Source organism: Mesorhizobium sp. WSM4840 (assembly GCF_055811755.1).
In genome coordinates this window covers 25,349-50,479 of the sequence record NZ_JBVVQD010000037.1, presented here as the reverse complement: position 1 = coordinate 50,479, position 25,131 = coordinate 25,349, and the positions used below count along the sequence as shown (strand labels likewise).

The 25,131-nt window shown below is 63.4% G+C and carries 22 protein-coding genes and 1 tRNA gene; 8 read left to right on the top strand and 15 right to left on the bottom strand.

Annotated features, from left to right (window positions below; all coding sequences use genetic code 11):
• Positions 1-144: 144 nt before the first annotated feature.
• The 6 genes from AC0L3I_RS31845 (at position 145) to AC0L3I_RS31820 (ending at position 6,796) form a co-directional block, all read left to right on the top strand.
• Positions 145-1,053 (top strand): ABC transporter permease, encoded by a 909-nt coding sequence (locus AC0L3I_RS31845; protein ID WP_473486394.1) that lies wholly within the window; start codon positions 145-147, stop codon positions 1,051-1,053.
• A complete protein-coding gene (locus tag AC0L3I_RS31840; protein WP_473529552.1) occupies positions 1,050-1,844 on the top strand; it encodes an ABC transporter permease in 795 nt (264 codons plus the stop codon). Before AC0L3I_RS31845 ends, AC0L3I_RS31840 begins: the two co-directional genes overlap by 4 nt.
• A 29-nt stretch (positions 1,845-1,873) precedes the next feature.
• Positions 1,874-2,938 (top strand): ABC transporter ATP-binding protein, encoded by a 1,065-nt coding sequence (locus AC0L3I_RS31835; RefSeq protein WP_473486396.1) that lies wholly within the window; start codon positions 1,874-1,876, stop codon positions 2,936-2,938.
• Between the two features lie 170 nt (positions 2,939-3,108).
• Positions 3,109-4,659 (top strand): cation:proton antiporter, encoded by a 1,551-nt coding sequence (locus AC0L3I_RS31830; protein WP_473486397.1) that lies wholly within the window; start codon positions 3,109-3,111, stop codon positions 4,657-4,659.
• A gap of 369 nt (positions 4,660-5,028) precedes the next feature.
• Entirely contained in the window at positions 5,029-5,943 is a 915-nt protein-coding gene (locus AC0L3I_RS31825) for an endonuclease/exonuclease/phosphatase family protein (RefSeq protein WP_473486398.1), read from the top strand.
• A 7-nt stretch (positions 5,944-5,950) separates the two neighbouring features.
• Positions 5,951-6,796 (top strand): EamA family transporter, encoded by an 846-nt coding sequence (locus tag AC0L3I_RS31820; RefSeq protein ID WP_473486399.1) that lies wholly within the window; start codon positions 5,951-5,953, stop codon positions 6,794-6,796.
• 30 nt (positions 6,797-6,826) lie between these two features.
• Here AC0L3I_RS31820 and AC0L3I_RS31815 read toward each other — a convergent pair whose 3' ends face one another.
• The 13 genes from AC0L3I_RS31815 to AC0L3I_RS31755 all read right to left on the bottom strand — a co-directional run bounded on the left by AC0L3I_RS31815 (position 6,827) and on the right by AC0L3I_RS31755 (position 21,705).
• Positions 6,827-7,111, bottom strand: coding sequence for a Dabb family protein (locus AC0L3I_RS31815; RefSeq protein ID WP_473486400.1), 285 nt, complete (start codon positions 7,109-7,111; stop codon positions 6,827-6,829).
• Between the two features lie 10 nt (positions 7,112-7,121).
• Positions 7,122-8,750, bottom strand: a complete 1,629-nt coding sequence (locus AC0L3I_RS31810; protein ID WP_473486401.1) for a GMC family oxidoreductase — start codon at positions 8,748-8,750, stop codon at positions 7,122-7,124.
• A 12-nt stretch (positions 8,751-8,762) separates the two neighbouring features.
• Positions 8,763-9,524: a 3-ketoacyl-ACP reductase gene (locus AC0L3I_RS31805; RefSeq protein ID WP_473486402.1), complete on the bottom strand. Its 762-nt coding sequence runs from the start codon at positions 9,522-9,524 to the stop codon at positions 8,763-8,765.
• Positions 9,525-9,732: 208 nt separating this feature from the next.
• Positions 9,733-11,244, bottom strand: a complete 1,512-nt coding sequence (locus tag AC0L3I_RS31800; protein WP_473486403.1) for a GMC oxidoreductase — start codon at positions 11,242-11,244, stop codon at positions 9,733-9,735.
• Between the two features lie 5 nt (positions 11,245-11,249).
• Entirely contained in the window at positions 11,250-12,365 is a 1,116-nt protein-coding gene (locus AC0L3I_RS31795) for an ABC transporter ATP-binding protein (RefSeq protein ID WP_192356886.1), read from the bottom strand.
• A gap of 4 nt (positions 12,366-12,369) precedes the next feature.
• Positions 12,370-13,314, bottom strand: a complete 945-nt coding sequence (locus AC0L3I_RS31790) for a carbohydrate ABC transporter permease (protein WP_473486404.1) — start codon at positions 13,312-13,314, stop codon at positions 12,370-12,372.
• Positions 13,311-14,267: a carbohydrate ABC transporter permease gene (locus AC0L3I_RS31785; RefSeq protein ID WP_473486405.1), complete on the bottom strand. Its 957-nt coding sequence runs from the start codon at positions 14,265-14,267 to the stop codon at positions 13,311-13,313. The genes AC0L3I_RS31790 and AC0L3I_RS31785 overlap by 4 nt, the downstream gene beginning before the upstream one ends.
• A gap of 164 nt (positions 14,268-14,431) precedes the next feature.
• On the bottom strand, positions 14,432-15,685 hold the full coding sequence (locus AC0L3I_RS31780; RefSeq protein ID WP_091600411.1) for an ABC transporter substrate-binding protein: 1,254 nt from the start codon (positions 15,683-15,685) through the stop codon (positions 14,432-14,434).
• 59 nt (positions 15,686-15,744) lie between these two features.
• The gene (locus AC0L3I_RS31775; protein ID WP_473486406.1) at positions 15,745-17,256 is read right to left on the bottom strand and encodes an aldehyde dehydrogenase family protein; all 1,512 of its coding nucleotides are present in this window, start codon (positions 17,254-17,256) and stop codon (positions 15,745-15,747) included.
• A 25-nt stretch (positions 17,257-17,281) separates the two neighbouring features.
• Positions 17,282-18,058 carry an enoyl-CoA hydratase/isomerase family protein gene (locus tag AC0L3I_RS31770; protein ID WP_473486407.1) on the bottom strand — a complete coding sequence of 259 codons (777 nt, stop codon included), beginning with the start codon at positions 18,056-18,058 and terminating at the stop codon, positions 17,282-17,284.
• The gene (locus AC0L3I_RS31765) at positions 18,051-19,652 is read right to left on the bottom strand and encodes an acyl CoA:acetate/3-ketoacid CoA transferase (RefSeq protein ID WP_473486408.1); all 1,602 of its coding nucleotides are present in this window, start codon (positions 19,650-19,652) and stop codon (positions 18,051-18,053) included. Before AC0L3I_RS31765 ends, AC0L3I_RS31770 begins: the two co-directional genes overlap by 8 nt.
• Positions 19,649-20,665: a Gfo/Idh/MocA family protein gene (locus tag AC0L3I_RS31760; RefSeq protein ID WP_473486409.1), complete on the bottom strand. Its 1,017-nt coding sequence runs from the start codon at positions 20,663-20,665 to the stop codon at positions 19,649-19,651. Before AC0L3I_RS31760 ends, AC0L3I_RS31765 begins: the two co-directional genes overlap by 4 nt.
• On the bottom strand, positions 20,662-21,705 hold the full coding sequence (locus AC0L3I_RS31755) for a LacI family DNA-binding transcriptional regulator (RefSeq protein ID WP_123149668.1): 1,044 nt from the start codon (positions 21,703-21,705) through the stop codon (positions 20,662-20,664). The genes AC0L3I_RS31760 and AC0L3I_RS31755 overlap by 4 nt, the downstream gene beginning before the upstream one ends.
• A gap of 235 nt (positions 21,706-21,940) precedes the next feature.
• On the opposite strand from AC0L3I_RS31755, the gene AC0L3I_RS31750 reads away from it, so the two are divergent.
• Positions 21,941-23,095, top strand: coding sequence for a dihydrodipicolinate synthase family protein (locus AC0L3I_RS31750; RefSeq protein ID WP_473486410.1), 1,155 nt, complete (start codon positions 21,941-21,943; stop codon positions 23,093-23,095).
• A 141-nt stretch (positions 23,096-23,236) separates the two neighbouring features.
• Positions 23,237-24,199 (top strand): GDP-L-fucose synthase, encoded by a 963-nt coding sequence (gene fcl / locus AC0L3I_RS31745; RefSeq protein WP_473486411.1) that lies wholly within the window; start codon positions 23,237-23,239, stop codon positions 24,197-24,199.
• 323 nt (positions 24,200-24,522) lie between these two features.
• On the opposite strand, the gene AC0L3I_RS31740 is transcribed toward fcl, so the two are convergent.
• A tRNA-Val gene (locus AC0L3I_RS31740) sits at positions 24,523-24,597 on the bottom strand.
• Between the two features lie 115 nt (positions 24,598-24,712).
• A complete protein-coding gene (gene cpdR, locus AC0L3I_RS31735; RefSeq protein WP_006199474.1) occupies positions 24,713-25,075 on the bottom strand; it encodes a cell cycle two-component system response regulator CpdR in 363 nt (120 codons plus the stop codon).
• Positions 25,076-25,131: the final 56 nt, after the last annotated feature.

Below are 25,131 nucleotides of genomic sequence, written 5' to 3'. Positions count from 1 at the left end.
TAACCCAAATGTTGCTCCAACACCCCCCCCACAAAAATCAAACACCCCCTTTTTGTGTCCCCTTGGTGGGGCCGGGGTTTATTTTTTTGGGGGGGGGGGGGGGGGGCCCCCCCCCGGGCGCCCTATGCCAGCTTCGGGAATTCCATGGCAGACTCCACAATATCCGAGACAGCCCGCGTCAGTCCTCGCGCGCCGGAGATCAGCCGCCTTCGGCTGCCACTGCATTGGTTAGGCGTAACTCCGTTCTTCGCTTTCGCACTGGTCTTCCTGATCTTGCCCACGGTCGGGCTGATCGCCGGCGCGTTCAAAAATGCAGCCGGCGACTATACGTTCGACAACATCATAGCGTTGTCGCAACCCAAGCTCGCGGCGGCCTATTGGGTATCCATTCAGATCAGCTTTGTTTCTGCGATCCTTGGCGCCTTGATCGGTCTGGCGATGGCCGTGGCAGTCGTTCGCGGAGGCTTGCCGCCGTGGTTACGCTCGGCAACATTGACCTTCTCGGGCGTCGCCTCGAATTTCGCCGGCGTACCGCTGGCATTCTCGTTCATCGCGACGCTAGGTCGGCTCGGAGTGGCGACGATCCTGTTGCGTGACATTTTCGGCATTAACATCTATTCGCTCGGCTTCAGTATCTTTTCGTTCTGGGGTCTGATTCTCACCTACCTTTATTTCCAGATTCCGTTGATGATCGTGATCATCACACCGGCGGTCGATGGGCTGAAGAAGGAATGGGGCGAAGCTGCCGCGACGCTCGGGGCAACCAATTGGCAATATTGGCGCATGGTGGTCATCCCGGTGTTATGGCCGAGTTTTCTCGGTACGACGGTCCTCCTCTTTGCCAACGCGTTCGGGGCGGTCGCAACGGCCTATGCACTGACGGGGCCGTCACTCAACATCGTGCCAATTCAGCTGTTCGCGCAGATTCGCGGCGACGTGCTTTACAATCCGAATCTAGGCTACGCACTTGCATTCGGCATGATCGTCATCACCGGCCTGGCCAATCTCTTCTATATCTTGTTCCAACGGCGAGCCGAACGGTGGCTGAAATGAAGCAAGGCAACCGCTTTTGGGCCTGGCTCGTTTTTGGCGTGGGAACCACTTATTTCGTCCTGCCGCTTGTGGCGACCTTTGAATTCTCCTTGCGTAAGCGGCGAGGGGAATATTCCTTTGACGCCTACCGCTCGGTCTTCGAAGATCCGAATTTCCAGGCGACATTTACCTATTCCGTCGTTGTGGCGGTATTCACCATCCTTTTGGGCGTGCTCCTGGTCGTGCCGACGGCTTACTGGATACGGCTGCGGCTACCGAATCTGCGGCCGGTCGTAGAGTTCATCACCCTGCTGCCGCTGGTTATCCCCGCTATCGTCATCGTCTTCGGCTACATCAGAATGTTCGGTTCGAATTCAGCGTTGCCTTTTCTGGCGACGGCGCGTGGCACCGATGCTCTGCTGGTCATCGGCTATGCAGTGCTGGCGCTGCCTTATATGTACCGGGCGGTCGATACCGGTCTCAGGACCATCGACGTCAGAACGCTCACCGAAGCCGCACAAATCCTCGGCGCCGGCTGGACCACCATCATCGCCCGCATCATCCTGCCGAACGTACTGATCGCTGTCCTATCCGGCGCGTTCCTGAGTTTTGCCATCGTCATCGGCGAGTTCGCCATGGCCTCGCTGCTGAATCGCCCGGCCTTCGGCCCCTATCTGCAGAACATCGGCGCCAACAGTGCCTATGAGCCGTCGGCACTGGCGCTCATTTCGTTCGCCATCACCTGGGGCTGTATGTCGCTGATCCAGATCCTGTCGCGTTTTGCGCCGCGATCGGCGAACCGGCCAAACTGATCGAAAAAGTACTGACCGAAAGAAAAGCCATGGCCGAGCCATTCCTCTCCATCCAGCAGGTTCGAAAAGCTTTCGGCGCCACCACCGTCGTCCAGGACTTCAATCTCGACGTCGAGCCGGGCGAATTCGTCTCGTTCCTCGGGCCGTCGGGCTGCGGCAAGACGACGGTGCTGCGCATGGTCGCCGGCTTCGAGGAGCCGAGCGCCGGCAAGATCGTGGTGGCCGGCAAGGACATCACCCGGCTCAAGCCCAACCAGCGCAATGTCGGCATGGTGTTCCAGGCCTACGCGCTGTTTCCGAACCTGACCGTGGCGCAAAACATCGGCTTCGGGCTGAAGGTCGCGGGCATGCCCAAGGCCGATGCCGACAGGCGCGTTGCCGAGATGCTCGACCTCATCAAGCTGCCGCAGATGGGCGACCGCTATCCCTATCAGCTCTCCGGCGGCCAGCAGCAGCGTATCGCGCTGGCGCGGGCGATTGCGCCGAAGCCGAAGCTCCTGCTGCTCGACGAGCCGCTGTCGGCGCTCGACGCCAAGGTGCGCGTGTCGCTGCGCGAGGAAATCCGCTCGATCCAAAAGAAGCTCGGCATCACCACCGTCTTCGTCACCCACGACCAGGAAGAGGCGCTGTCGATCTCTGACCGCATCGCCGTCATGTATGGCGGCAAGGCCGAGCAGGTCGGCACGCCGTTCGAGATCTACAACCGGCCGGCAACCAAGTTCGTCGCCAATTTCGTCGGCACACTGAACGTGCTCGAGGGTACCGTCACCGACGCGGCGTCGGGCAAGGTGCGCGTCAACGCGCAAGAGATCTCGCTCAAGGGCAAGCTCAACGGCTCCAAGTCCGGCGACACGCTGTCGCTGGCACTGCGGCCCGAAGCGATTTCGCTCGGCCGCCATCCCGGCCGCGACGCGAGCCTTTCGGGCGAGATCACCGAAGTGCATTTCCTCGGCTCGGTCATCCGGGTTCGCGTCGGCATCGGCGGCAGCACGGTGTCGCTCGACACGTTTAACAGCCCGGCCACACCGCCGCCCGCCGTCGGCGAAAAGGCCGAGATTTCCTTCTCGTCAGGCGACATGCTGGTGCTGCATTAGGGCAAGAGTGAATAGTGAATGGTGAATAGCAAGAAGTGCACTTTACGCGCCGAAATTTCTCTGCAAGCGACCATTCACCATTCACCATTCACCATTCACCATTCACCAGCCAAAGCCGGTCGCCGTTTTTTTGCAGTGCCAATCGCCCGGCTTCACCGGTACGGTAGGGCATGGCGCTTTTCGAGCTGACCCTTATTCTTCTGCTGATCGCCGTCGCGCTGACGGCGCTGTCGCGGCGTCTCCAGGTTCCCTATCCGTCGTTGCTGGCGTTGGCAGGCGCGGGCATCGCCTTCCTGCCGTTTGCGCCGACCATCGAGATCGATCCCGAACTGGCGCTCGCCTTGTTCATCGCGCCGGTGCTTCTTGACGCGGCCTACGACACGTCACTGCGCGATCTCAATCGCTACAGACTGCCGCTTGTCTTGCTGGCGCTTGGCGCCGTCGTTTTCACCACCGCTGCCGTGGCGCTCGTTGGATGGACAATGGCAGGCCTGCCGATCGCTGCGGCGATCGCCCTTGGCGCGATCGTCGCGCCGCCCGATGCCGTCGCGGCGTCTGCCGTGCTTGGACAGTTCAAGGTGCCGCACCGCGTCACCGCGATCCTGCAAGGCGAAAGCCTGCTCAACGACGCCACGGCACTCCTGATCTACCGCATGGCGGTTTCGACCGCTGCCGGCTCCATCCTGCTGAGCAGCGCGGTTCCAATGATCTTGCTGTCGACGGTCGGCAGCCTTGCCGCTGGTTATGTGCTCGGCCAGTTGTCTCTCGTCACCCTCAGTCGCATCAGAGATCCGGCAAGCGGCACGGTGGTGCAATTTGCCGGAACATTCGGCGTTTGGATCCTGGCCGACAGGATCGGGCTCTCCGCCATTATAACAATCGTGGTCTATGCCATGACCATCGCGCGCACCGCGCCGCGCCGCATGCCGGCCAGAAATCGCGTCAGTTCCTACTCGGTCTGGGAGACGGCGGTCTTCGTGCTCAACGTGCTGGCATTCGTCCTGATGGGACTTCAGGCACGGTTGATCGTCGGCCGGCTTGCCGAGCAGGGGCAGGTCGAAGCGTTCGTCTTCGCCGCAGCCGTGCTGGCTGTCGTCATCGTCTCGCGTCTCGCCTGGGTGCTGGGATGCGGCGCGATCATGAGGTGGCTTGCCAGCTTCGGTGACGCGGATCGGCAGGCCGAAGCCCCGTCGTTTCGCGGCGGCGTGCTGATCGGCTGGTGCGGCATGCGCGGTCTGGTCACCCTTGCTGCAGCTTTTGCCTTGCCGGCCGACTTTCCGGGCCGCGACCCGATCGTGCTCGCCGCTTTCTCGGTCGTCCTCGGCACATTGGTGCTGCAAGGCATCAGCCTGAAGCCGCTGCTGCGCTTGCTTGGTCTCGATCCGGACGAAATTGTCGACCGCGAAGTCGCGCAGGCGCGCGTCGCCATCATGCAGGCAGCGCTGGACGTGTTGAGCGGCAAGACATCGAATGCCGCGGTTGCGGTCCGCGAGCAATTTACCGCGCAGCGCGTGATCGCCGAAAATCCTGACGACGCCCAGGCTGCGACCGAGTACGACAGGTTGCGGCTCTACGCCATCAAGAGCCAGCGTGACGCGCTGGAACAGCTGCGTATCGACGGGACGATCGGCGACGAAGCATATCATCGCCTGGAGGAGGAAATCGACTGGTCGGAACTGGCCGCCTCTCCGCCCGGACGATTCCAGCCGCTGACGACTTAGAGACCGTTTGGAAACTCTACTCTGGCGGCCATCTGATGGCGTTTTCTCCGCTTCCGGTGCTCACGGACCCAAATGTCCGCTGCGCGCCGGTTCTCGAAACCACCATCATATGACTCGCCAGAGCGAATTTCGAAACAGTCTCTTAGAGCGGCGGACATTCAAATCGAATCGTACGGCCGCTCTATCTTTTTGTTTGAGCATCGGATTTTCCCAAAACCGGTACCACCCTCGGGTCAGGCCCCGAGGGCAGGCTTTTGGGTCCGATGCTCTAGCCGCGCGCTGCCTGGCCCAAGCTCTCTCCACCCGGCTGCACATTGCAACCAATCCGCCAAACGGCTACTGCCATCACGAAATTGAGCCGGTTAAGCGATGAAGCTGGTCAGCTACAACATCCAATACGGCTTCGGCAGCGACGGCCGCTACGATCTCGCGCGCGCGGCACGCGTCGTGGCCGGCGCCGACATCATCGCCTTGCAAGAGGTGGAGCGGCACTGGCTGCGCAGCAGCGATGACGACCAGCCGGAACTTCTTTCGCGACTGCTGCCCGAATACTATTGGGTTTATGGGCCGGCCTTCGACATGGACGCCAGCGAGCGGCGTGACGGCCGCATCGTCAACCGGCGGCGGCAATTCGGCACCATGGTCCTGTCCAAGCTGCCGATCGTCTGGTCGCGCCTGCACACGCTGCCGCTGCGCCGCACCGTGCGTCCGCTCAACACCCGCAACGCAGCGCTGGAATGCATGATCCACACCCCTGCCGGTCCGGTGCGGGTGCTGTCGCTGCATCTCGCGCATATCGCCGCCGAAGAGCGGCTGGAGCAGATCGACTATCTGCTCGCCGAGCATCGCCGGGCGCCGTCCGACGGCGGCCCGTGGAGCGGCGCCGACGATGAGCCGGTGCGCAACTGGAGCAATGGCCAGCCGGAGCCGGAAAACCCGCTGGCGGCGATCTGGATGGGCGATTTCAACATGGAGCCAGGCAGCGTCGAGTACCGGCGCATCGTCGGCAGCATGCCCTATCATCGCGGTGCGGCCTATCTCGACGGTTTCGTCGATGCCGCCGCCGTCGCCGGCGAACCAACGTCGGATTTCCACACCCATGTGAAAACCATCGACGGCAGGCTGACAAAGCGCCGGCTCGACCATTGCTTCGTCGGCGGGATGTTGGCGGGACGGGTGCGCTCGGTCAGCGCCGATATCGGCGAAGTCGCTTCGGATCATTTTCCGCTGCGGGTCGACATCGACCTGGAAACGCCCTTCGCGACAGGGATCGGAGGCGCATGAGCCACCGATGACCCTGTCCGTCTTCTTCGCGGTGCTTGCCGCCGCCGCCATGCACGCGATCTGGAACGCGCTGGTCAAGGTCCATCTCGACCGCTTCCTGTCGATCACGCTGATGACGCTCGGCATGGGCGCCGTGGCGCTTCTGGCGCTGCCTTTCGTCGAGGTGCCGAGGGCGGAAGTGTGGCCGTACATCATCGCCTCGGTGATCTTCCATATGGGCTACAGGACGTTCCTGATCGGCGCCTACAAGGCCGGCGATTTCGCCCAGACCTATCCACTGGCGCGCGGCACGGCGCCGCTGCTGGCTGCACTTGGCGGCATCGTGGTCGTCGCCGAGGTACCGGCGCCACTCGCTATTCTCGGCATCGTCCTGCTGTCGGCGGGCACGCTGGTGCTGTCGTTTCGCGGCGGCGCACACCTGGAGAGGCTGAACCTGCGCGCGGTCGGCTTTGCGCTTGGCACCTCGATCTTCATCGCCGGCTATACGCTTTCCGACGGCAGCGGCGCGCGGCTGGCCGATACCGCCTCAAGCTATGCGGCATGGCTGTTCGTCTGTGATGCGGCATGGGCGTTGGTGCTGTGCCTGATCTTTCGCGGACCAAAAGCGCTGCCGGTGCTGGCGCGCGACTGGAAGGCGGGCGTGTACACCGGCGTGCTCAGCGGCGCCGCCTACTGGATCGTGATGTGGGCGATGACCAAGGCGCCGATCGCCTCGGTCGCGGCGCTGCGCGAAACCTCGATCCTGTTCGCCATGATGATCTCGGTGTTTGCGCTCGGCGAGAAGATGACAGGATGGCGCGGTGCCGCCGTGCTCAGCATTGTTGCCGGCGTCGTCGCGCTGAGGCTCGGATAGGCTAAGCGCCTGACTCGAGGTCGAACACCATCAGCCCGTCAGTGCCGCCTTCAAGCGCCGCGACCAGCCGGGCGCCGCTCGGCTGTGAGCCTCATGCACCAGATAGGCGTCGCGTGCGGCGGCATCGCGGAAGTCGATGGTGAAGCCGTGCGTGAAGCCGCGCGCGAACGGCTCTGGGCTGGTGTTGACGCTGAATTCGACCTTGCCCATACCGTCGATCACCCGCCGCAGCGCCTCAAGATCGGCATGGATTGCCGCGCGCTCGTCGTCGGTGACGTCATTGCGGAATCGAACGAAAACACAGTGCCTGATCATTCTTGGGATCTCATGCCGCTTGGTTGGTGGAAAACACGGCCGGCGGCAGTGGTTCGCGGCCAAGGATCAGATCGGCGCCCTTTTCGCCGACCATGATCGTTGGCGCATTGGTGTTGGAGGAGGGGATGTGCGGCATCACCGAGGCGTCGCAGACGCGCAACCCTTCGATGCCGCGCAGCCTGAGATCCGGCATCACCACGCTCATCGCATCATGACCCATGCGGCAGGTGCCGACAGGGTGGTGGTCGGTCTTGGAACTGCGGCAGGCATAGTCGAACAGCTCGTCGTCGCTGGTGAGTACCGGTCCCGGCAGCACCTCGCGCAGCACGTAAGGGGCTAGCGCTTTCTGCCGCATGATCTCGCGCGCCAGCCTGAGCCCCTTGATCGACATGTCGCGATCGTAGGGATCTGACCAGTAGTTCGGGTCGATCAGCGGGTGGTCGGCGGGGTCGGCGCTGTTCAGCCGCACCGTGCCGCGCGAATGTGGGCGCAGGAACGCGGAATTCAGCGTCACGCCCGGATTTTTCAGCTTCTCGACGCCGGCCTCGATGCCGGAGCCGAGGCCGAGATGGAGCTGGATATCGGGCGAGGCAGCGGTCGGATCGGCGTACCAGAAGCCGCCGGTTTCGAACAGGCTGGAGGCAACGGGACCTTTTTTCAGCAGCAGGTACTGCAAGCCGGCCCACACCGTCCGGTGCAGCTTGGCGTAATTGTCGTAGGTGTGGTCGCCGGTGCATTCGGCAATGACGAACAGGTCGAGATGATCCTGCAGGTTGGAGCCGACGCCGGGCAGGTCGTGGACTGGCGTCACGCCGACCGACTTCAGGTGGTCGGCCGGGCCGATGCCCGACTGCATCAAGAGCTTTGGCGAGCCGATGGCGCCGGACGAGACGATGACTTCGCGCTCGGCACGCAGGGTCGTCGGCTGGCCGCCCGGCCTGTCGACGATCTCGACACCGACGGCCCGGCCGTTCTCGACGACGATGCGCGTCACCAGCACGCCGGTCCTGACGGTCAGGTTCTTGCGCTCGCGGATCGGCCTGAGATAGGCGACCGAGGCGGAGGAGCGTCTCGCGTCCTTCTGCGTCAATTGGTAATAACCGACGCCTTCTTGGGCTATCCCGTTGAAGTCCGGATTGAAGGGAATGCCCATCTCCTGTCCAGCGCGGAAATAGGCCTCGCAGATCGGCAGCGGCGCAATCGGGTTCGACACGCCGAGCGGACCCTGGTCGCCGTGAAAATCGTTGGCGTAGCGCTGGTTGTTCTCGGCCCGTTTGAAATAGGGCAGCACGTCGCGATAGCCCCAGCCGGCAAGGCCCTCTTCCTTCTCCCAGGCGTCGTAATCGCGGGCGTTGCCGCGTGTATAGATCTGGGCGTTGATGGAGGAGCCGCCGCCGATCACCTTGGCCTGTGTGTACCGGAAGACGCGGTCCTTCATGTGCTTTTGCGGCACGGTCGACCAGCCCCAGGCGGCGATGCCCTTGGTCATCTTGGCGAAACCGGCCGGCATGTGGATCAGCGGGTGCCAGTCCTTGCCGCCGGCCTCGAGCAGCAGCACCTGATGCGACGGATCTTCGCTCAGCCGGTTGGCCAGGACGCAGCCGGCCGGGCCGGCGCCGGCGATGATGTAGTCGGTCATGGCGTCACCTGTTCACAACCTCGGCACCGACAGCGCACCGTCGACATTGATGATCGAGCCGGTCGAAAAACCGAGCTTGCCGCCGGCGAGTGCCGCCACCGCGGCCCCGACATCGGCGGCTTCGCCCCAGCGCTTCGCCGGCACCAGACCGCCGTCGATCAGCGCGTTGTATTTGGCGGTGACGCCTGATGTCATGTCGGTGCGGACGATGCCCGGCCGCACCTCGAACACACCGATATTTTCGGGAGCAAGCCGCAGCGCCAGGGTCTTCACCCACATCGAAAGCCCGGCTTTGGAGATGCAATAGTCGGCACGTTCCGGCGAGGCCATTTCGGCGCTGACCGAGGTGATGGTGATGATCGACCGGGGGTAAGCACCCGGCTCCGCAAGCATCGCCTTGGCAACGGCCTGGCTGAGGAAGACGGTGCCGCGCAGATTGATGGCGAGGATCCGGTCGAAATTCTCCGGTTTCAATTCCAGCAGGTCGCCGCGTATGACGGCGCCGATGCCGGCATTGTTGATGAGGCAGTCGATGCGGCCGAAGGCGCTTGTCGCGGCATCGACCAGTGTGGCATGGCGGTCGAGATCGGCGATGTCGCCGCAATGGTAGGCGAATTTCGCGCCGCGGGCAGTGATGTCAGCGGCAAGTCCGTCGGCGGCTTCTTCGGCAAGATCAACGACAAGGATGTCGAAGCCCGCATAGGCCAGCGCTTCGGCGCAAGCAAGGCCGATGCCGCGCGCGCCGCCGGTAACGATGGCTGCCGGGCGGTTCATGTGAAGATCTCCCTTCGCATGTCAGTGCCGCCCCTCATCGCCCTGCCGGGCACTTCTCCCCGTATATTGACGGGGAGAAGGACGCCTTCATCGCCTGCTTCGCCAATCGCCAGCGTTGCAAAAAAAGCGCCGAGGTTGCGGCCAGCGGGCTTCTCCCCGTTCACGGGGAGAAGGTGCCGGCAGGCGGATGAGGGGCAGCGCAAACCAATCATGCCAGCTCGCTCTTGCGGATGTGATCGGCGACGCGCAGGGCCTGCGCGGCAATCGAAAGTGCTGGGTTAACTGCGGCCGAGTTCGGCAGGAAGCTGGCGTCGACGACAAACAGGTTCTTGTGGTCGAACGAGCGGCAGAACGGGTCGAGCGGCGAGGTTGCCGGATCGTCGCCCATCTTGACCGTGCCGCATTGGTGCGAGGGCGTGCGCTTGTCGAAAGGCCGCGACAGGACGATCGGATAGCCGCAGGCGCGGAAATTCTCGCGCATCACCTTGGTCAGTCGCTCAAGCGACTGCATGTTGGAGCGCCGCCACTGCATGACGATGTCCTTGCCGTCGACCATGATGCGGCTTTCGGGATCGGGCAGGTCCTCGCACATCAGGTACCAGTCGACGGTGTGGCCGGCTATGAAGTCCAGCGCGAATTTGGGAGCAAGCTTGACGTTGGCCCTCAAGATATAGCCATCGATTTTGCCGAGAAGCTGGACGTTGCCGAGCGGCTTGCCGCCCTTGCCGTCGGACAGATAGTAGTCGTTGAGCATCAGCGTCTTCTGGTAGACGGATGTGTTCCTGCGGCGTGGGTCGATCGCCAGCATGGCGCTCGAATTGTGGTTCATGAAGTTGCGGCCGACTTGGTCGGAACGGTTGGCGAGTCCGTTGCCGCCTCCCTTGCTGCTGGGGGAGGGCGAGCGCAGCAGGATGACCGCCGAATTGACCGCGCCGGCCGAGAGGATGACCAGCTTCGGCGTCACTTTCTTCAGCGTGCCATTCTGGCGATAATGAACGGCGGCGATCGTTCTGGCATCCGATGACGCTTCGAGATATTCGACATGGGCACCGGTCTCGAGCTTGATGTTCCGGTCGGCCAGTGCCGCCGCGAGCGGCCCCGTTTGGGCGTCGACCTTGCCGGTCCCGGTGTTGGGAAACGCGTCCCAGCCTGTCTTGCCGTCCTTCAGCCAGGCATCGATATCGACGCCGAGCGGCAGCGATGCCGGATGCAGGCCGAGTCCCTTGAGTTCGGCGCGGGCGCGGGCGATGGGCGGCTCGTCCGGCACCGGCCCGAACGCATAGGGGATCGAGTGGAACGGTTCGGTTGGGTCTTCGCCGAGTGCGCCGCGCACGCGAAAAAGCTGCTCGGCCTTGGAGTACCATGGCTCGAACTCCTCATAGGAGAACGGCCAGGCCGGCGAGACGCCGCCATAGTGCTCCATCTCCGAAAAGTCTTCCTTGCGGTAGCGGATCAGCACCGCGCCATAGAATTTCGAATTGCCGCCGACATAGTAGTAGTTGCCGGGATTGAACGCAGCACCCCCGGCCTCGCGCCACATTTCCTTCGGCCGATAGTGGCCGTCGACGAAGATGGCGCGCGTGTCGCGCGTATGCGGCGTCGCCGGCAGCGTCTCGCCGCGCTCCAGCATCAGGATCGAGGCGCCACTGCCGGCAAGGCCGGAAGCGATCGTGGCGCCGCCGATGCCGGAGCCGATGATGACGATGTCCGGGTTTGTCATGGCTGTCAGAGGATACGGTTCTCGGTCGCCGGATCGAAGAACACCGCCTTGGTCAGGTTGAAGGCGAGCGGCGTGACCGTGCCCGGCTGGATATTGGCGTCGGCGCGCAGACGCGCCACCACCGCCTTGCCGCCGAGATTGGTGACGGCGAAGGTATCGGAGCCGGCCGGTTCCACGACTTCGATATGACAGTCGGCGGTGGCGATGTTCGACGCGTTGCGTTCGGCTCCTTCAGGATCGGTCAGGGCCTCGGGGCGGACGCCGAAGATTATCGGCTTGCTGTGGAATGCCGACAGACCCGTCGGCGCATCGGCCAGCGGCAGCGAGATCGGCTCGCGCGCCTCGCGCTGCAGCACCACGGAAAGCGCATTGCCATTGCCGCCGATCGTCGCCGGAATCAGATTCATCGCCGGCGAGCCCATGAAGTCGGCAACAAACAGGTTGGTTGGGTTGTTATAGATTTCGGCCGGCGTGCCGAACTGCTGCACCTCGCCGTCGCGCATCACCGCGATCTTGGTGGCCAGCGTCATCGCCTCGATCTGGTCGTGGGTGACGTAGACGATTGTCGTGCCGGTGGTCGCGTGCAGCCGCTTGATCTCGATGCGCATGTCGACGCGCAGCTTGGCGTCGAGATTGGAGAGCGGCTCGTCGAAGAGAAAGAGCTTGGGGTCGCGTACCAGCGCCCGGCCCATGGCGACGCGCTGGCGCTGGCCGCCGGAAAGCTGGCTCGGCTTGCGCTGCAGGAGGTGGCCGATCTGCAGCACCTTCGCCACCTTGTCGATCGCCTTCTGGCGCTCCTGAGCCGGCACGCCGCGCATCTCCATGCCGAAGGCAATGTTTCCGGCGACAGTCATGTTCGGATAGAGCGCGTAGCTCTGGAACACCATGGCGATGTCGCGCTTTGAGGGATGGAGATCGTTGATCGTTCGGCCGTCGACACGGATCTCGCCTTCGGTGATGGTTTCCAGGCCGGCGATGGTGTTGAGCAAGGTCGACTTGCCGCAGCCGGACGGGCCGACCAGCACCAGGAAGCCGCCCTTTTCGAGATCAACGTCGATGCCCTTCAGGATCTCGACCGATCCGAACCGCTTCCTCAGCCCATTGATTTCGAGAAAAGCCATTCGATTATCCTTTGACGGCGCCGGCCATCAGGCCGCGCACAAAATAGCGGCCAGCGACCACGTAGACGAGAAGGGTCGGCAGTGCGGCGATCATCGCTGCCGCCATGTTGACGTTGTATTCGACGACGCCGGTCGAGGTGTTGACGACGTTGTTCAGCGCCACGGTCATCGGCATCGCGTCACCGGTGCCGGCATAGGCCGAGGCGAACAGGAAGTCGTTCCAGATGTTGGTGAACTGGTAGATGACGGTGACGACGAAGATCGGCATCGAATTCGGCAACATGATGCGCCGGAAAATCTGGAAGAAGCTGGCGCCGTCGACCTGTGCCGCCTTGACCAGTTCGGTCGGGAACGCCTCGTAATAATTGCGGAAGAACAGCGTTGTGAAGCCAAGCCCGTAGACGACGTGGACAAAGACCAGGTTGACCGTCGGGTTGCCGAGACCGAATGAAAATCCCGTTGCGTTTCGCAGCGTCACGCCGAAACGGCCAAGGCTGCCGAGGATCGTCGCCATCGGCAACAGCACCGACTGGAACGGGATGAAGCAGGCAAACAGCATCAGCCCGAAGACCAGCGTGTGGCCGCGGAAGCGCCATTTGGTCAGGACATAGCCGTTGAGCGCGCCGAGCAGCGTCGAGATCAGCACCGCCGGAACCACCATCTTGATGGAATTCCAGAAATAGCCCTTGATGCCGGCGCAGGTCAGGCCGACGCAGGTCTCGCCCCACGCCTTCAGCCACGGCTCGAAGGTCGGCGCCTGCGGCAGCGCCAGCATGTTGCCGTTCTGGATCTCGTCCATCGTCTTGAACGAAGTCACCAGCATGACGAACAGCGGCATCAGGTAGAACAGCGCGAACAGCGCCAGCAGGCCATAGATGACGATGCGGTTGACGGTTTTGGCGCTGATGCCGCCAGTGCTCTGGCGAGCGGGAGTGGCAATGACGCTCATCGCGGCCGCTCCCTGAGCTCGGAATAAAGATAGGGCACGATGATCGCGGTGATGGTCATCAGCATGATCACGGCGCTGGCCGAGCCGACGGCCATTTCGTTGCGCTTGAAGGTGTACTCGTACATGAAGTTCGAGGGCAACCAAGCCGAGCCGCCCGGCCCGCCGCTGGTCAGCGCTACGACCAGATCGTAGGACTTGATGGCGAGGTGGGCGAGCACGATGAAGGCCGACAGGAAGATGGGCCGCAGCAGCGGGATGACGATGCGCCGATAGAGCTGGAAAGTCGTGGCGCCGTCGATCTGCGCCGCCTTCATGATCTCCCCGTCGATGCCGCGCAGGCCGGCGAGGAACATCGCCATGATGAAACCCGAGGCCTGCCAGACGCCGGCGATCACCACGGTGTAGATGACGAAATCCTTGTTTTTGATCCAGTCGAAATGGAAGCTCGTCCAGCCCCATTGGTGCAGCGTCTGCTCAAGGCCGAGGCCGGGATCGAGGAACCATTTCCAGGCGACGCCGGTGACGATGAAAGACAGCGCCATCGGGTAGAGATAGATCGGCCGCAACATGCCTTCGCCGCGGATCTTCTGGTCGAGCAGGATCGCCAGGAACAGGCCGAGCGCCAGGCAGATGAAGATGTAGAGAAAGCCGAAAATGCCCATATTGGTGATCGACGTGTACCAGCTCGACGGCGGGTCGCTCTCGAAAGTCCAGCGCCACAGCCGCTGATAGGCGCGCGGCCCTGATATGGCATAGGACGGGAAGGTCTTGGAGTTGGTGAAGGACAGATAGACCGTCCACAGGATGAAGCCGTAGACGAAGACGATTGTGATCGCAAAGCTTGGCGCCAGTACGATCTTCGGCAGCGCGTCCTGCAGGCGCGAACGCATGGAGACACCCGGGCGGGCATTATGCTCCGGCGTCAGCTTGATCTGGGTCGCGACCGTAGTCATGGGCTCCTCCCTCTCGGGTCCCTTCACCGCCAGGCGGGGAAGGATAGCCCCGTCGAGACGGGGCGTGTTGGTTGATCGCCGGCGCCATTCCGACCAGAGGCCGACCATCCTGGCTTGGTGGAACCTTCCCCACCGGAGCGGGGAAGGTCCTTTCATGCCGGTTCTTATTTGGCGTCTTCGATTGCGTTAACCAGCTGGGTCACGGCCTCGTCCGAGGTCTTGATCTGGCCGTGGACGAACTTCGAGACGACGTCCTTATAGGCATTGGCGACAGCCGGCGGCGCGCCATAGCCTTGCGCCAGCGAACCGAACAGCGTGCCGCCTTCGTTGGCGGCCTTCAGGTCGGCCATGCCCTTCTTGCCGCAAGCGTCGAAGTCGGTGTCGGGCACGTCGGTGCGGGCCGGGACCGAGCCCTTGACGACGTTGAAAGCCGACTGGAAGCTCTTCGACAAAGTGGCGGTGGCCAAGGCGGCCTGGGCGGCCTTGCGGTCCTCCGGAACGTCGAACATGCCGAACATGTCGGAGTTGTAGACCACGCTGCCGTCGGTGCCCGGGAAGCGGTAGCACAGGAAGTCGGTGCCCGGGGTCTTCTTGGCGGCGTTGAATTCGCCCTTGGCCCAGTCGCCCATGACCTGCACCAGCGCATCGCCCTTGATGACCATGGCGGTGGCAAGGTTCCAGTCGCGGCCGGAGAAGTTCGGGTCGACATAGGTGACGAGCTTGGCAAGGTTGTCGAACGACTTCTTCATCGTGTCGGACTTCAGCTGCTCCTCGTCGAGGTCGTTGAAGGCCTTCTTGTAGAACTCAGGTCCGCCGGTCGACAGCACGACCGAATCGAACATGGTGGCTTCCTGCCAGTTCTGGCCGCCGAGCGCGAGCGGGATGACGCCCGCCGCCTTGGCCTTGTCGAGCAGCGCGATGAATTCGTCGAAGGTCTTGGGCTCGGTGCCGCCGATCTTGTCCATCACCGCCTTGTTGATCCACAGCCAGTTGACGGAGTGGACGTTGACCGGAGCCGCGACCCACTTGCCGTCATAGACCGAGAATTTCTGCAGGGCGGCCGGAACGGATTTGTCCCAGCCTTCCTTTACCGCCGTCTCGGTCAGGTCGCCCATCACGCCGGCCGCGGCATAATCGAGCACGGTATAGCCGAGCATCTGGGAGGCGGTCGGGTAGTTGCCGGCCGCGACCATCGCCTTCAGCGCGGTCATGGCGGCGTCGCCGCCGCCGCCGGCCACGGGCACGTCCTTCCAGGCAAAGCCTTGCTTGGCCAGATCCTCCTTGAGCACGTTCAAGGCAGCCGCTTCGCCGCCAGACGTCCACCAATGCAGCATCTCGACTTCCTTGACGTCCTGGGCATGGGCCGCGAACGCAAGACCCGAGCCGAGAGCCGTTCCGATAAGCAATTTGCGCAACATGTACTTCCTCCCTTGTTGCAGCTACACGACCGGCGATTGTCCGCCGGGTTCTTCCCAACTCAGCCGACCCACCATCCGGTGCGCTGGCCGCGATGAAACTGGATTGTCTTTTCTTCGGTATAGTCCTCAACGGCGCGCTTGCCGAGTTCGCGTCCCAGACCGGACTGCTTGTAGCCTCCGAAAGGCAGCTCGGGATAACCTTCCATGAACGTGTTCACCCAAACGGTTCCCGAACGCGCATTCCGCGCCACCGACATGCAGGTGTCGATGCTGGCGCTCCACACGCCCGCCGATAGACCATAAGGCGTGTTGTTGGCGATGCGCAACGCCTCTTCAATCGATCCAAACGTCAGCACCGACAGCACCGGTCCAAACACTTCTTCACGCGCAATGGCCATGTCTTCGGTGACGCCGCGAAGGATGGTCGGATCGAGATATTGACCGGCACTGGAGGCGATTTGCTTGCCGCCGCTATAGATGCTGCTGCCGTCGCTTGCCGCCGCCGCCACGTAGCCGGTCACCTTGGAAAGGTGCTCGGAAGAGATCATCGCGCCGACCTTGGTGCTGATATCGAGCGGATCGCCGACGGTCACCCTTGCGGTGAGCGCCTTCACTGCGCCGAGGAAGTCGTCGGCTATCGCCTCATGAACGATCAGCCGGCTGCCGGCGTTGCAGCATTCGCCGGCGTTGAAGAAGCCGCCGAACACCGCCGCGTCGGCTGCCGCTTCGAGGTCGGCATCTGGAAAGACGATCTGGCCGTTCTTGCCGCCAAGCTCCATTGAGACCTTCTTCAGCGAGTTCGCAGCCGACGCCATCGTCATCTTGCCGACTCGGGTGGAGCCGGTGAACGACACCATCTCGACCAGCGGGTGGCTGACCATCGGCGCGCCGACATCGGCGCCCAGGCCGGCGAGGATGTTGACGACGCCGTCCGGCAAGCCGGCCTGCATCAAGATGTCGCCGAGCACGAAGGTCGAGGCCGAGGTCATCTCGCTCGGCTTGACCACCGCCGTGCAGCCGGCGGCGAGCGCGAACGGCAGTTTCTGGCTGACGATGAGGAAGGGAAAATTCCACGGCGTGATGATCGAGACGACGCCGATCGGTTCACGCAGCACGACGCCCAGCATGGCGTCGCCGAGATTGGCGTAGGTTTCGCCATGGAGCGTGCGGGCAAGCGCCGCGGCATAGCGCCAGATGTCGACGGCGCCGCCGATCTCGCCGCGCGCCTGGGCGATCGGCTTGCCGGATTCCAGCGCGTCGAGCCGGGCAATCTCCTCGAGCCGCGCCTCGATCAGGTCCGCCGCCTTGAGCAGGATCGCTGCGCGCTCTGCTGCCTTCATGCGCGGCCAAGGGCCGGTCTCAAAAGCCTTGTGCGCGGCGGTCACCGCCGCCTCGACTTCGGCCGCGCCGGCTTGTGCATAGCGCGAAACGGTGAAGCCGTGGCCGGGGCTGTTGCGCTCCAGCGTGCGGCCGTCGCGCGCATCGACGAACTTGCCGTCGATCAGCAGCCGGTAGGTCTTCGGCGTCGCGGATGCCTCGGCGGGCATGGCGATAGTGAGGGGCAAGTTCATGTGATTTCCAGGTCCCGCATGCATTCTAGGATCTTGAAAACGCTGGTTTCTGTTTGGTCTTGAAAGCGTCGATGCCGGCCTTGAGGTCGCCGGTCAGCGCGATGAAGCCGCTGGCCAGCGCCTCTGTCGCAGCAGCACTTTCCTCGCCCTCGGCGACCGCGATCATCAGCTTGGCGGCCTGCGTTGCCAGCGGGCCGCGCTCGGCGATCTTGCCGGCCCAGGCCTTGGCCTCGATGAATGCCTTGCCCGTGTCGACCACCCGGTCGACGATGCCCAGAGCGAGTGCTTCGGCCGCCACGAACGTCTCGCCGCCGATTGCCATGCGCCGCACCGTCTGCGCGCCGAAGCGGCGCACCGCGCGCTGCGTGCCGGACCAGCCGGGCACCACGCCGATCGCGGTTTCCGGAAAACCTAATTTGACCTGCGCCTCGGCGACACGGAAGTCGCAGGCGACCGCCAGTTCCAGCCCGCCGCCCAGCGCATGGCCGGACAGCACGGCGATGGTCGGCTGCCGCAACCGCGCCAGCCGGTCGAAGACGCGGTGGCCATAACGCACCCATTGCACCTGAAAATCGGCGGCGCTCATTTGCGACCACGCTTCGACGTCGCCGCCGGCGCAAAAGCCCTTGCCTTCGCCGCACAGCAGCACGACGCGGACGCCGTCCGCGGCCTCGGCCGTATCGAGCGCGGCTTCCAGCGCGCGCAGCATCGGGATGTCGAGCGCGTTGAATTTCTCCGGCCGGCGCAGCGTGACGATGCCGAGGTCGCCGTCGGTTTCAAAGGTGACGAGACGCTCAGCCATGCGCGCCTCCAAGCGAGGCGCCGCCATTGAGCGACAGTCCGATCGGCCGGTCACGGTAGAGCGCGTCCGGCGTGACTTTCAGGTCGTTGGCGACGGCGAGCGGGATCTCGGCCTGCGCCAGCACGTCGCGCTGAAGGTCGATGCCCGGCGCCAACTCCGTCACCATCAGCCCGTCCGGCGTCAGCTTCATGACGCAGCGTTCGGTGACATAGGTGATGTCCTGTCCTTGCGCGACCGCGCGCTTGCCCGAGAAGGAGATGTGCTCGACCTCGCCGACCACTTTCTTGACCTTGCCTTCCCCGTCGATACGGATGCCGCCATCGGCCAGCGACAGCTTGGCGCCGGCATTGAAGAAGCCGGAAAACACGATCTTCTTCGCTCGCGCAGTGATGTCAACAAAACCGCCGGCGCCGGCGGTGACATGCGGCCTCGCCGAAAGCTTCGACACGTTGACCGAGCCGTGGCGGTCGATCTGCAGGAAGGACAGCAGCGAGGCGTCGAAACCGCCACCCTGGAAGTAGATGAACTGGTGTGGCGAAGGCATGAAGGCGTCGGCGTTCGATGAGCAGCCGAACTTGAAGTCGAGCAGCGGCACGCCGCCGACCGCGCCCTGTTCGATCACCCAGGTGACCTTGCCGTGCTGGCCTTCCTCGAGAAGGATGCGCGGCACATTGGCCGAGATGCCGAAGCCGATATTGACGGCCATGCCGTCGGCAAGCTCCATCGCGACGCGCCGCGCGATCACTTTCTGGACGCTCATCTCGGCGTTACGGAAAGTCGACAGCGGCCGGAAGATCTCGCCCGAGATCGCCGGATCGTAGGATGTGAGCGTCGTCTGCAACTGGTCGGGCGCCACCACGATATGGTCGACCAGCACACCGGGCACGCGCACGTCATGCGGCTTCAGCGTGCCGTTCTCGACGACGCGCTTGACCTGCGCGATGACGATGCCACCGTTGTTGCGGGCGGCGAGCGCCTGTTCCAGCCCGCCGAGATAGGCGCCCTCGTGCTCATAGGTCAGGTTGCCGCGCTCGTCGGCCGTCGTCGCCCGGATGATCGAGACGTCAGGCACGATCGAGCGGAAATAGAGCCATTCCTCGCCGTCGAACTGCTGCACCGAAACGATCGGCTCGCTGGCGGCCGCGTTCATGGCACAGCCCTGATGACGCGGGTCGGCGAACGTGTCGAGGCCGACCTTGGTCAGCACGCCGGGGCGCTTGGCCGCAGCCTCGCGGTGCATGTCGAACAATATGCCGGATGGCACGTTGTAGGCGGCGACCGAATTGTCGCCGATCATCTTCCAGATCTGCGGCGGCTCCGAAGATGACGGGCCGGACGGATAGGAGCCGCACAGCGTGCGCTTCAACAGGCCGGGCTTGGCCAGATGGTCGATACCCTTGATGCCGTACATGTCGCCGGCGGCGATCGGATGCAGCGTCGTGATGTTCTTCGGATGGCCTTCCGCGTCGAAGCGCTCGCCGATCGCGGCGAGTACCGCATCCGGGCAGCCGAGACCGCTCGACGACGACACGGAAACGACCATGCCGTCCCTGATCAGGCTGGCGGCTTGCGCTGCGGAGATGAGCTTGCTCACCCTGCCCCCCCGAGTTTCGGATCGATCGCGGCTGATTTGCCGGACTTGGCGGATTGCAACGCCGCTTCGGCTGAAGTCAGCGACCAGACGCCGTCCTCGCCGGTCGCCGACGGCTGGCCTTCGCCACGGATCGCCGCATGGAACTGGCGCAAAGACCTGACATAGAGATCTTCGCGGTCGAAGCTCAATTCTTCCTCGCCCTGTGCCGTGCGCAGCAGCACAGAGCCGATCGGCTTCTGCGTCATCACATCTTTCGCGATCAGGGAGCCTTCGCTGCCATGCACCTCGAAGCCGGTGCCGGCGAATTTGGTGGTGAAGCCCTCATGCGACTGGGCGATGATGCCCGATTTGAAGCGCCAGATGCACATGGCGCCGTCCTCCAGGCCGCCGGCGGCCATGCCTGCGGCCTGGGTGAACGCCGAAACCTCGAGCGGATCGTCGTCGAGCACGAAACGCAGCGTGTCGGCATCGTGCACGGTGATGTCGAGCACCACGCCGCCGCCGGCTTCCGGCCTGGTGATGCGCCAACCCTGCAAATTCTCAGGCAGATAGACCGAGTGGAAGACGCGCGCGGCGATCGGCTTGCCGATGCGGCCGCCGGCAATGGCTTCGCGCATCGCCCGGTGCGCGCCGGCATTGCGCAGATGATGGTTGGTGCCGAGCACGATGCCGGCCGCCTTGGCGGCGGCGACCATTGCGCGTGCATCGGCGCTGGTCAGCGCCAGCGGCTTTTCGCACAGCACATGTTTTCCCGCCCTGATGGCGGCTAATGCCTGTTCGAGATGCAATTCGTTGGTGGTCGAGATGTAGACGGCGTCGATGCCGGAGCCGCGCAATTCATCGAGCGTCGAGACGGCGAGCGGAATGCCGTTGTCCTTGGCATAGGAAGTGGCGCGATCCGGGCTGGAACTCATCACCGCCGTGATCTCGCTGTTCGGTTGCGCGCGGATGGCATTGATCATGAATTGCCTGGCGATCGTGCTTGCGCCGATCAGTCCCCATTTGACGGTCATGCCGCGTCTCCCATTCCAGCGCGGCGATCAGGACCGCAACTGTCCCTGACGACGAGGTTGACGGCGCCGATATGATCCTCGGCGCGCGTGGTGCGCGACTGGATCATCTTCAGCATGACATGGGCGGCGCGCTCGCCCAGGCCTGCCGAATCCACCGCGACGCTGGTCAGCGCCGGCATATAATGCTGGGCTTCGATCACGTCGTCGAAGCCGACGACGGCGAAATCCGCGCCGGGCTCGAGGCCGCGCTTGCGCAGCGCCAACATGACGCCGAAGGCGACCGCATCGTTGAAGCACAGCGCCGCGGTCGGCGGCTCGGCCATGGCGAGGGCCGTCTCCAGGCAGGCAATGCCGCCCTTGCGGCTGGTTTCGCCTTCGACGACGAGTATATCGCGTTTGGCGATGCCGAGCCCCTCGCAGGCCTCGCGAAAACCGCCCAGCCGCTCGTGATAGACCACCAGATCCGATGAGCCGCCGAAGAAGGCCAGCCGGCGATGCCCTTTGCCGATCAGATGGGCGGTGGCGAGCCAGGCGCCGCGATGATTGTCAGGCGCGATCACCGGGATGCGGCTTTCAGGAAGGCGGCGCATGGTGAAGACGATCGGAAGCCCCGCCGTCTCGATGCGGCGGAAAGCACCGGGCGTCGTGCCGCGCGCCGGCGACACGATCAGCCCGGCGACACCTTGCTCCATCAGCGATTTCAGCACCTCTTCCTGGCGCACCGGGTTCTCCGCCGTGTTGGCGATGAACGGCACGATGCCCGCCGACTGGAAGACACGCTCCATGCCGACCGCCATTTCGGCGAAAAACGGGTTGGTAAGGTCGTTGATGACCATGCCGATGACGTTGGAGTGGGCCTTGCGCAGATTGGCGGCGCCGCGGTTGTAGACATAGCCGACATCCTCGATCGCCTTGCGAACCTTCAGCGCGGTCTCAGGCCGGATCAGACCGCTGCCCTGCAGCACGAGCGACACCGTCGACTTGGACACGCCCGCCTCACGGGCAATGTCGAGTATCGTCGCCTTGGGCCTGCTGGCCATCCCGATCGTCCTCCGGTATTTTCTGGTCGAATTTATTGGAACGTTCTAATTCCGTGCTGCATTTGAGTCAATCAGGATTTTCTCGAATCCAGAAAACGAGTACCCCGCGGCTGAGGACGGTGCACTCAAAGGGCTTTGTCGCTGCGAGGCAGCATTTCGGGGCATGGATTGAGGATCAAAAGGTTCTTGATTTATTGGAACGTTCCATTTATAGGCGCGACCAAGGGAGAGATCGATGGACATTGCCTTGCCCGGGGAGGGCGGTCGCAGCACTCGCTACCGCCTTGTCGGCCAGCCGGCACAGCCGGTGATCGGCGCGCGGTTTTCGCGCATCGCCTATGCCGCCGCCCATGTCGTTGCCGATCCGCTTGAGATGACCGATCCATGGGCTCATCCAGCGGTCGACTGGGAGCGCACGATGGCGTTTCGCCATCATCTGTGGCGGCTCGGCTTCCGCATCGCCGAGGCGATGGATACCGCACAGCGTGGCATGGGTTTCGACTGGACAAACGCCAGGGAATTGATCCGCCGCTCGATCGCCGAGGCGCGAACCGTCGAGGGCGCCGACCTCGCCTCAGGTGCCGGAACAGACCATCTGGCGCCAGGCGCCGTCAGGACACTCGACGATGTCATCGCGGCCTATGAAGAGCAGTTCGATTTCATCGAAGGCCTGGGCGGCACGGCGATCATGATGGCCAGCCGCGCGCTGGCGGCTGTCGCCAAGGGTCCCGACGACTATATAAGCGTCTATGATCGCATCCTGTCCCAGGCATCCGGCAAGGTCATCCTGCACTGGCTGGGCGGCATGTTCGATCCGGCGCTGAAGGGTTATTGGGGCAGCCATGATTTCGACACCGCGCTCGACACGGTCGTCGCCATCATCGAACGCCACGCCGGCAAGGTCGAGGGGATCAAGATATCGCTGCTCGATGCCGGCAAAGAGGTTGCCCTGCGCAACCGGCTGCCGGAAGGGGTCGTCATGTTCACCGGCGACGACTTTAACTACCCCGAGCTGATCGCCGGCGACGGCGAAAGACATTCGCATGCGCTGCTCGGGATTTTCGACGCCATTGCGCCGGTCGCCAATGCCGCGCTGGCGAAACTGGCCGCTGGCGACCGCCCAGGCTATGACGCGCTGATGGCGCCGACGGTATCTCTGTCGCGGAAAATCTTCGAGGCGCCGACCGAGTACTACAAGGCCGGTATCGTCCTCATGGCCTGGCTGAACGGCCACCAGGACCATTTCTCGATGATCGGCGGCATGCAGTCGGCGCGCGGCATTAGCCACTATGCGGATGTGTTCCGTCTTGCCGACCAGGCCGGATTGCTGGCCGACCCGGAGCTTGCCGTCGCAAGAATGAAGAACCTGTGCGCCGTGGCGGGCGTCTGAGCGCCAACCGCAAGAAGAGCTCGCCCGAATCTCCGATTTGCCTTGTCCGGGCAAATCTGTATGCGCTATGCGTCCGACGCAGGACCATCTGGCGCGGCGACGCCAGTGGTCATAGCGACCGTTCTGCATAGGGATACGCCAATGGACTTCGACCTTCAGGGCAAGCGCGTTTTCGTGGCCGGGCATCGCGGCATGGTCGGATCGGCCATATTGCGCAGGCTGGCGGACGAGGACTGCGAGGTCCTGACCGCATCCCGCGATGAACTCGACCTGATGGACCAGGCCGGCGTGCGGCGCTGGATGGCAGACCACAGGCCGGATGCGGTGGTGATGGCTGCGGCTAAGGTCGGCGGTATCCTGGCAAACAACAGGTTGCCGGTCGATTTTCTGCAGGACAATCTCATCATGCAGACCAATGTCATCGAGAGCGCTTTTCGCAACGAGGTGCAGAAATTGCTGTTTCTCGGTTCGTCCTGCATCTATCCGAAGTTTGCGGCACAGCCGATCTCCGAGGACGCCTTGCTGACCGGTCCGCTCGAACCGACCAACGAATGGTACGCGATCGCCAAGATCGCTGGGCTGAAACTGTGCCAAGCCTATCGGCGCCAATACGGTGTCGAGTACATCTCGGCGATGCCGACCAACCTCTATGGCCCCGGCGACAATTTCGACCTCTCCACCAGCCATGTCGTACCAGCCCTTATGCGCAAGGCGCACAAGGCCAAGCGGGCCGGCGACAAAACCCTGGAGGTCTGGGGATCGGGCACGCCGATGCGCGAGTTCCTGCATGTCGACGACGCCGCCGACGCTCTGGTCTGGCTACTGAAAAACTATGCCGGCGACAGCCACGTCAATGTCGGCTCGGGCGAAGACATCACCATTGCCGAGCTGGCCCGCACCATGCTCTCCGTCGTCGGCGCCGACGCGGTGCTCACATTCGATGCGACGAAGCCGGACGGCACGCCGCGCAAGCTGATGGACGTGTCGCGCCTGTTTGCCACGGGCTGGCGCCCGCGGTACTCGCTTCAGAGCGGATTGGAACAGACCTATGCCTGGTTTCTCCAGCATATCGAGACAGGTGACCTCCGCCTCGGCGCGGCCTGATCCTCAACGACGCTGATTGCCGCACCAGACATGACGGCTTGGGCGGCCGTCTCTTGGCCATGGCCAATGCAAAGTCGCTCGCCGACACGCTTGGATACCGTTTCGGATTGACCTAGAGGAGCGATGCCCTCACCCAAATTTCATGTTTCATGTCGTCGATGTAGTCGAAAAGATATTCTCTGCCGACTTTATTGAGAAGCATTGGCTGGGCGAGAAAATCAAGGCGTCCGATTTTGGCATTCTCGAAAATGCGGCATTCACGCGGTCCAGCCCGGAAGCGCCCTTGAGCGAGGATATCTGCGGGATACGGCGGATTGTCTGGATGGTGGGCGTGACAGGGATTGAACCTGTGACCCCTGCAATGTCAATGCAGTGCTCTCCCGCTGAGCTACACGCCCATCCGAAGCCGCGCATACACCATTTTTGCTACGGCGCGTCAATAGCAGGAAAAGGGAAAGAAAGGTTCGCCTTGCCACGCCGTCGAAGGCGCGCTGAAGCCGTGCCGGAATCGGATCAGGCTGCCTGCAGCATCTTTTCGACCTCGTTGACGAGGTCGCGCAGATGGAACGGCTTCGACAGCACCTTGGCGTCTTTCGGCGCCTTGGAATCCGGATTGAGCGCAACGGCGGCGAAGCCGGTGATGAACATGACCTTGAGGTCGGGATCGATCTCGGTGGCGCGGCGGGCGAGTTCTATGCCGTCCATCTCCGGCATGACGATATCGGTCAAGAGCAGCGAGAAAGGCTCTTCGCGCAGCCGCTCATAGGCGCTGGCGCCATTGTCGAAGTCGCTGACTTGGTAGCCGGCACGCTCCAGCGCCTTGACGAGGAACCGGCGCATGTCATCGTCGTCTTCCGCCAGTAGAATGCGTGCCATCTTTTCCCGTCCGAATCACCCGTCCGAGTCTGCCGTGGGGCAGCCCGTTAACCATC

Coding starts and splice junctions, on each gene's coding strand:
- AC0L3I_RS31775 (WP_473486406.1), bottom strand. CDS start 17,256: ATGAACTTGCCCCTCACTATCGCCATGCCCGCCGAGGCATCCGCGACG.
- AC0L3I_RS31780 (WP_091600411.1), bottom strand. CDS start 15,685: ATGTTGCGCAAATTGCTTATCGGAACGGCTCTCGGCTCGGGTCTTGCG.
- AC0L3I_RS31825 (WP_473486398.1), top strand. CDS start 5,029: ATGAAGCTGGTCAGCTACAACATCCAATACGGCTTCGGCAGCGACGGC.
- AC0L3I_RS31755 (WP_123149668.1), bottom strand. CDS start 21,705: ATGGCCAGCAGGCCCAAGGCGACGATACTCGACATTGCCCGTGAGGCG.
- AC0L3I_RS31770 (WP_473486407.1), bottom strand. CDS start 18,058: ATGGCTGAGCGTCTCGTCACCTTTGAAACCGACGGCGACCTCGGCATC.
- AC0L3I_RS31810 (WP_473486401.1), bottom strand. CDS start 8,750: ATGACCGACTACATCATCGCCGGCGCCGGCCCGGCCGGCTGCGTCCTG.
- cpdR (WP_006199474.1), bottom strand. CDS start 25,075: ATGGCACGCATTCTACTGGCGGAAGACGACGATGACATGCGCCGGTTC.
- AC0L3I_RS31830 (WP_473486397.1), top strand. CDS start 3,109: ATGGCGCTTTTCGAGCTGACCCTTATTCTTCTGCTGATCGCCGTCGCG.
- AC0L3I_RS31805 (WP_473486402.1), bottom strand. CDS start 9,524: ATGAACCGCCCGGCAGCCATCGTTACCGGCGGCGCGCGCGGCATCGGC.
- AC0L3I_RS31820 (WP_473486399.1), top strand. CDS start 5,951: ATGACCCTGTCCGTCTTCTTCGCGGTGCTTGCCGCCGCCGCCATGCAC.
- AC0L3I_RS31750 (WP_473486410.1), top strand. CDS start 21,941: ATGGACATTGCCTTGCCCGGGGAGGGCGGTCGCAGCACTCGCTACCGC.
- AC0L3I_RS31815 (WP_473486400.1), bottom strand. CDS start 7,111: ATGATCAGGCACTGTGTTTTCGTTCGATTCCGCAATGACGTCACCGAC.
- AC0L3I_RS31800 (WP_473486403.1), bottom strand. CDS start 11,244: ATGACAAACCCGGACATCGTCATCATCGGCTCCGGCATCGGCGGCGCC.
- AC0L3I_RS31840 (WP_473529552.1), top strand. CDS start 1,050: ATGAAGCAAGGCAACCGCTTTTGGGCCTGGCTCGTTTTTGGCGTGGGA.
- AC0L3I_RS31795 (WP_192356886.1), bottom strand. CDS start 12,365: ATGGCTTTTCTCGAAATCAATGGGCTGAGGAAGCGGTTCGGATCGGTC.
- AC0L3I_RS31785 (WP_473486405.1), bottom strand. CDS start 14,267: ATGACTACGGTCGCGACCCAGATCAAGCTGACGCCGGAGCATAATGCC.
- AC0L3I_RS31760 (WP_473486409.1), bottom strand. CDS start 20,665: ATGACCGTCAAATGGGGACTGATCGGCGCAAGCACGATCGCCAGGCAA.
- AC0L3I_RS31835 (WP_473486396.1), top strand. CDS start 1,874: ATGGCCGAGCCATTCCTCTCCATCCAGCAGGTTCGAAAAGCTTTCGGC.
- AC0L3I_RS31790 (WP_473486404.1), bottom strand. CDS start 13,314: ATGAGCGTCATTGCCACTCCCGCTCGCCAGAGCACTGGCGGCATCAGC.
- fcl (WP_473486411.1), top strand. CDS start 23,237: ATGGACTTCGACCTTCAGGGCAAGCGCGTTTTCGTGGCCGGGCATCGC.
- AC0L3I_RS31845 (WP_473486394.1), top strand. CDS start 145: ATGGCAGACTCCACAATATCCGAGACAGCCCGCGTCAGTCCTCGCGCG.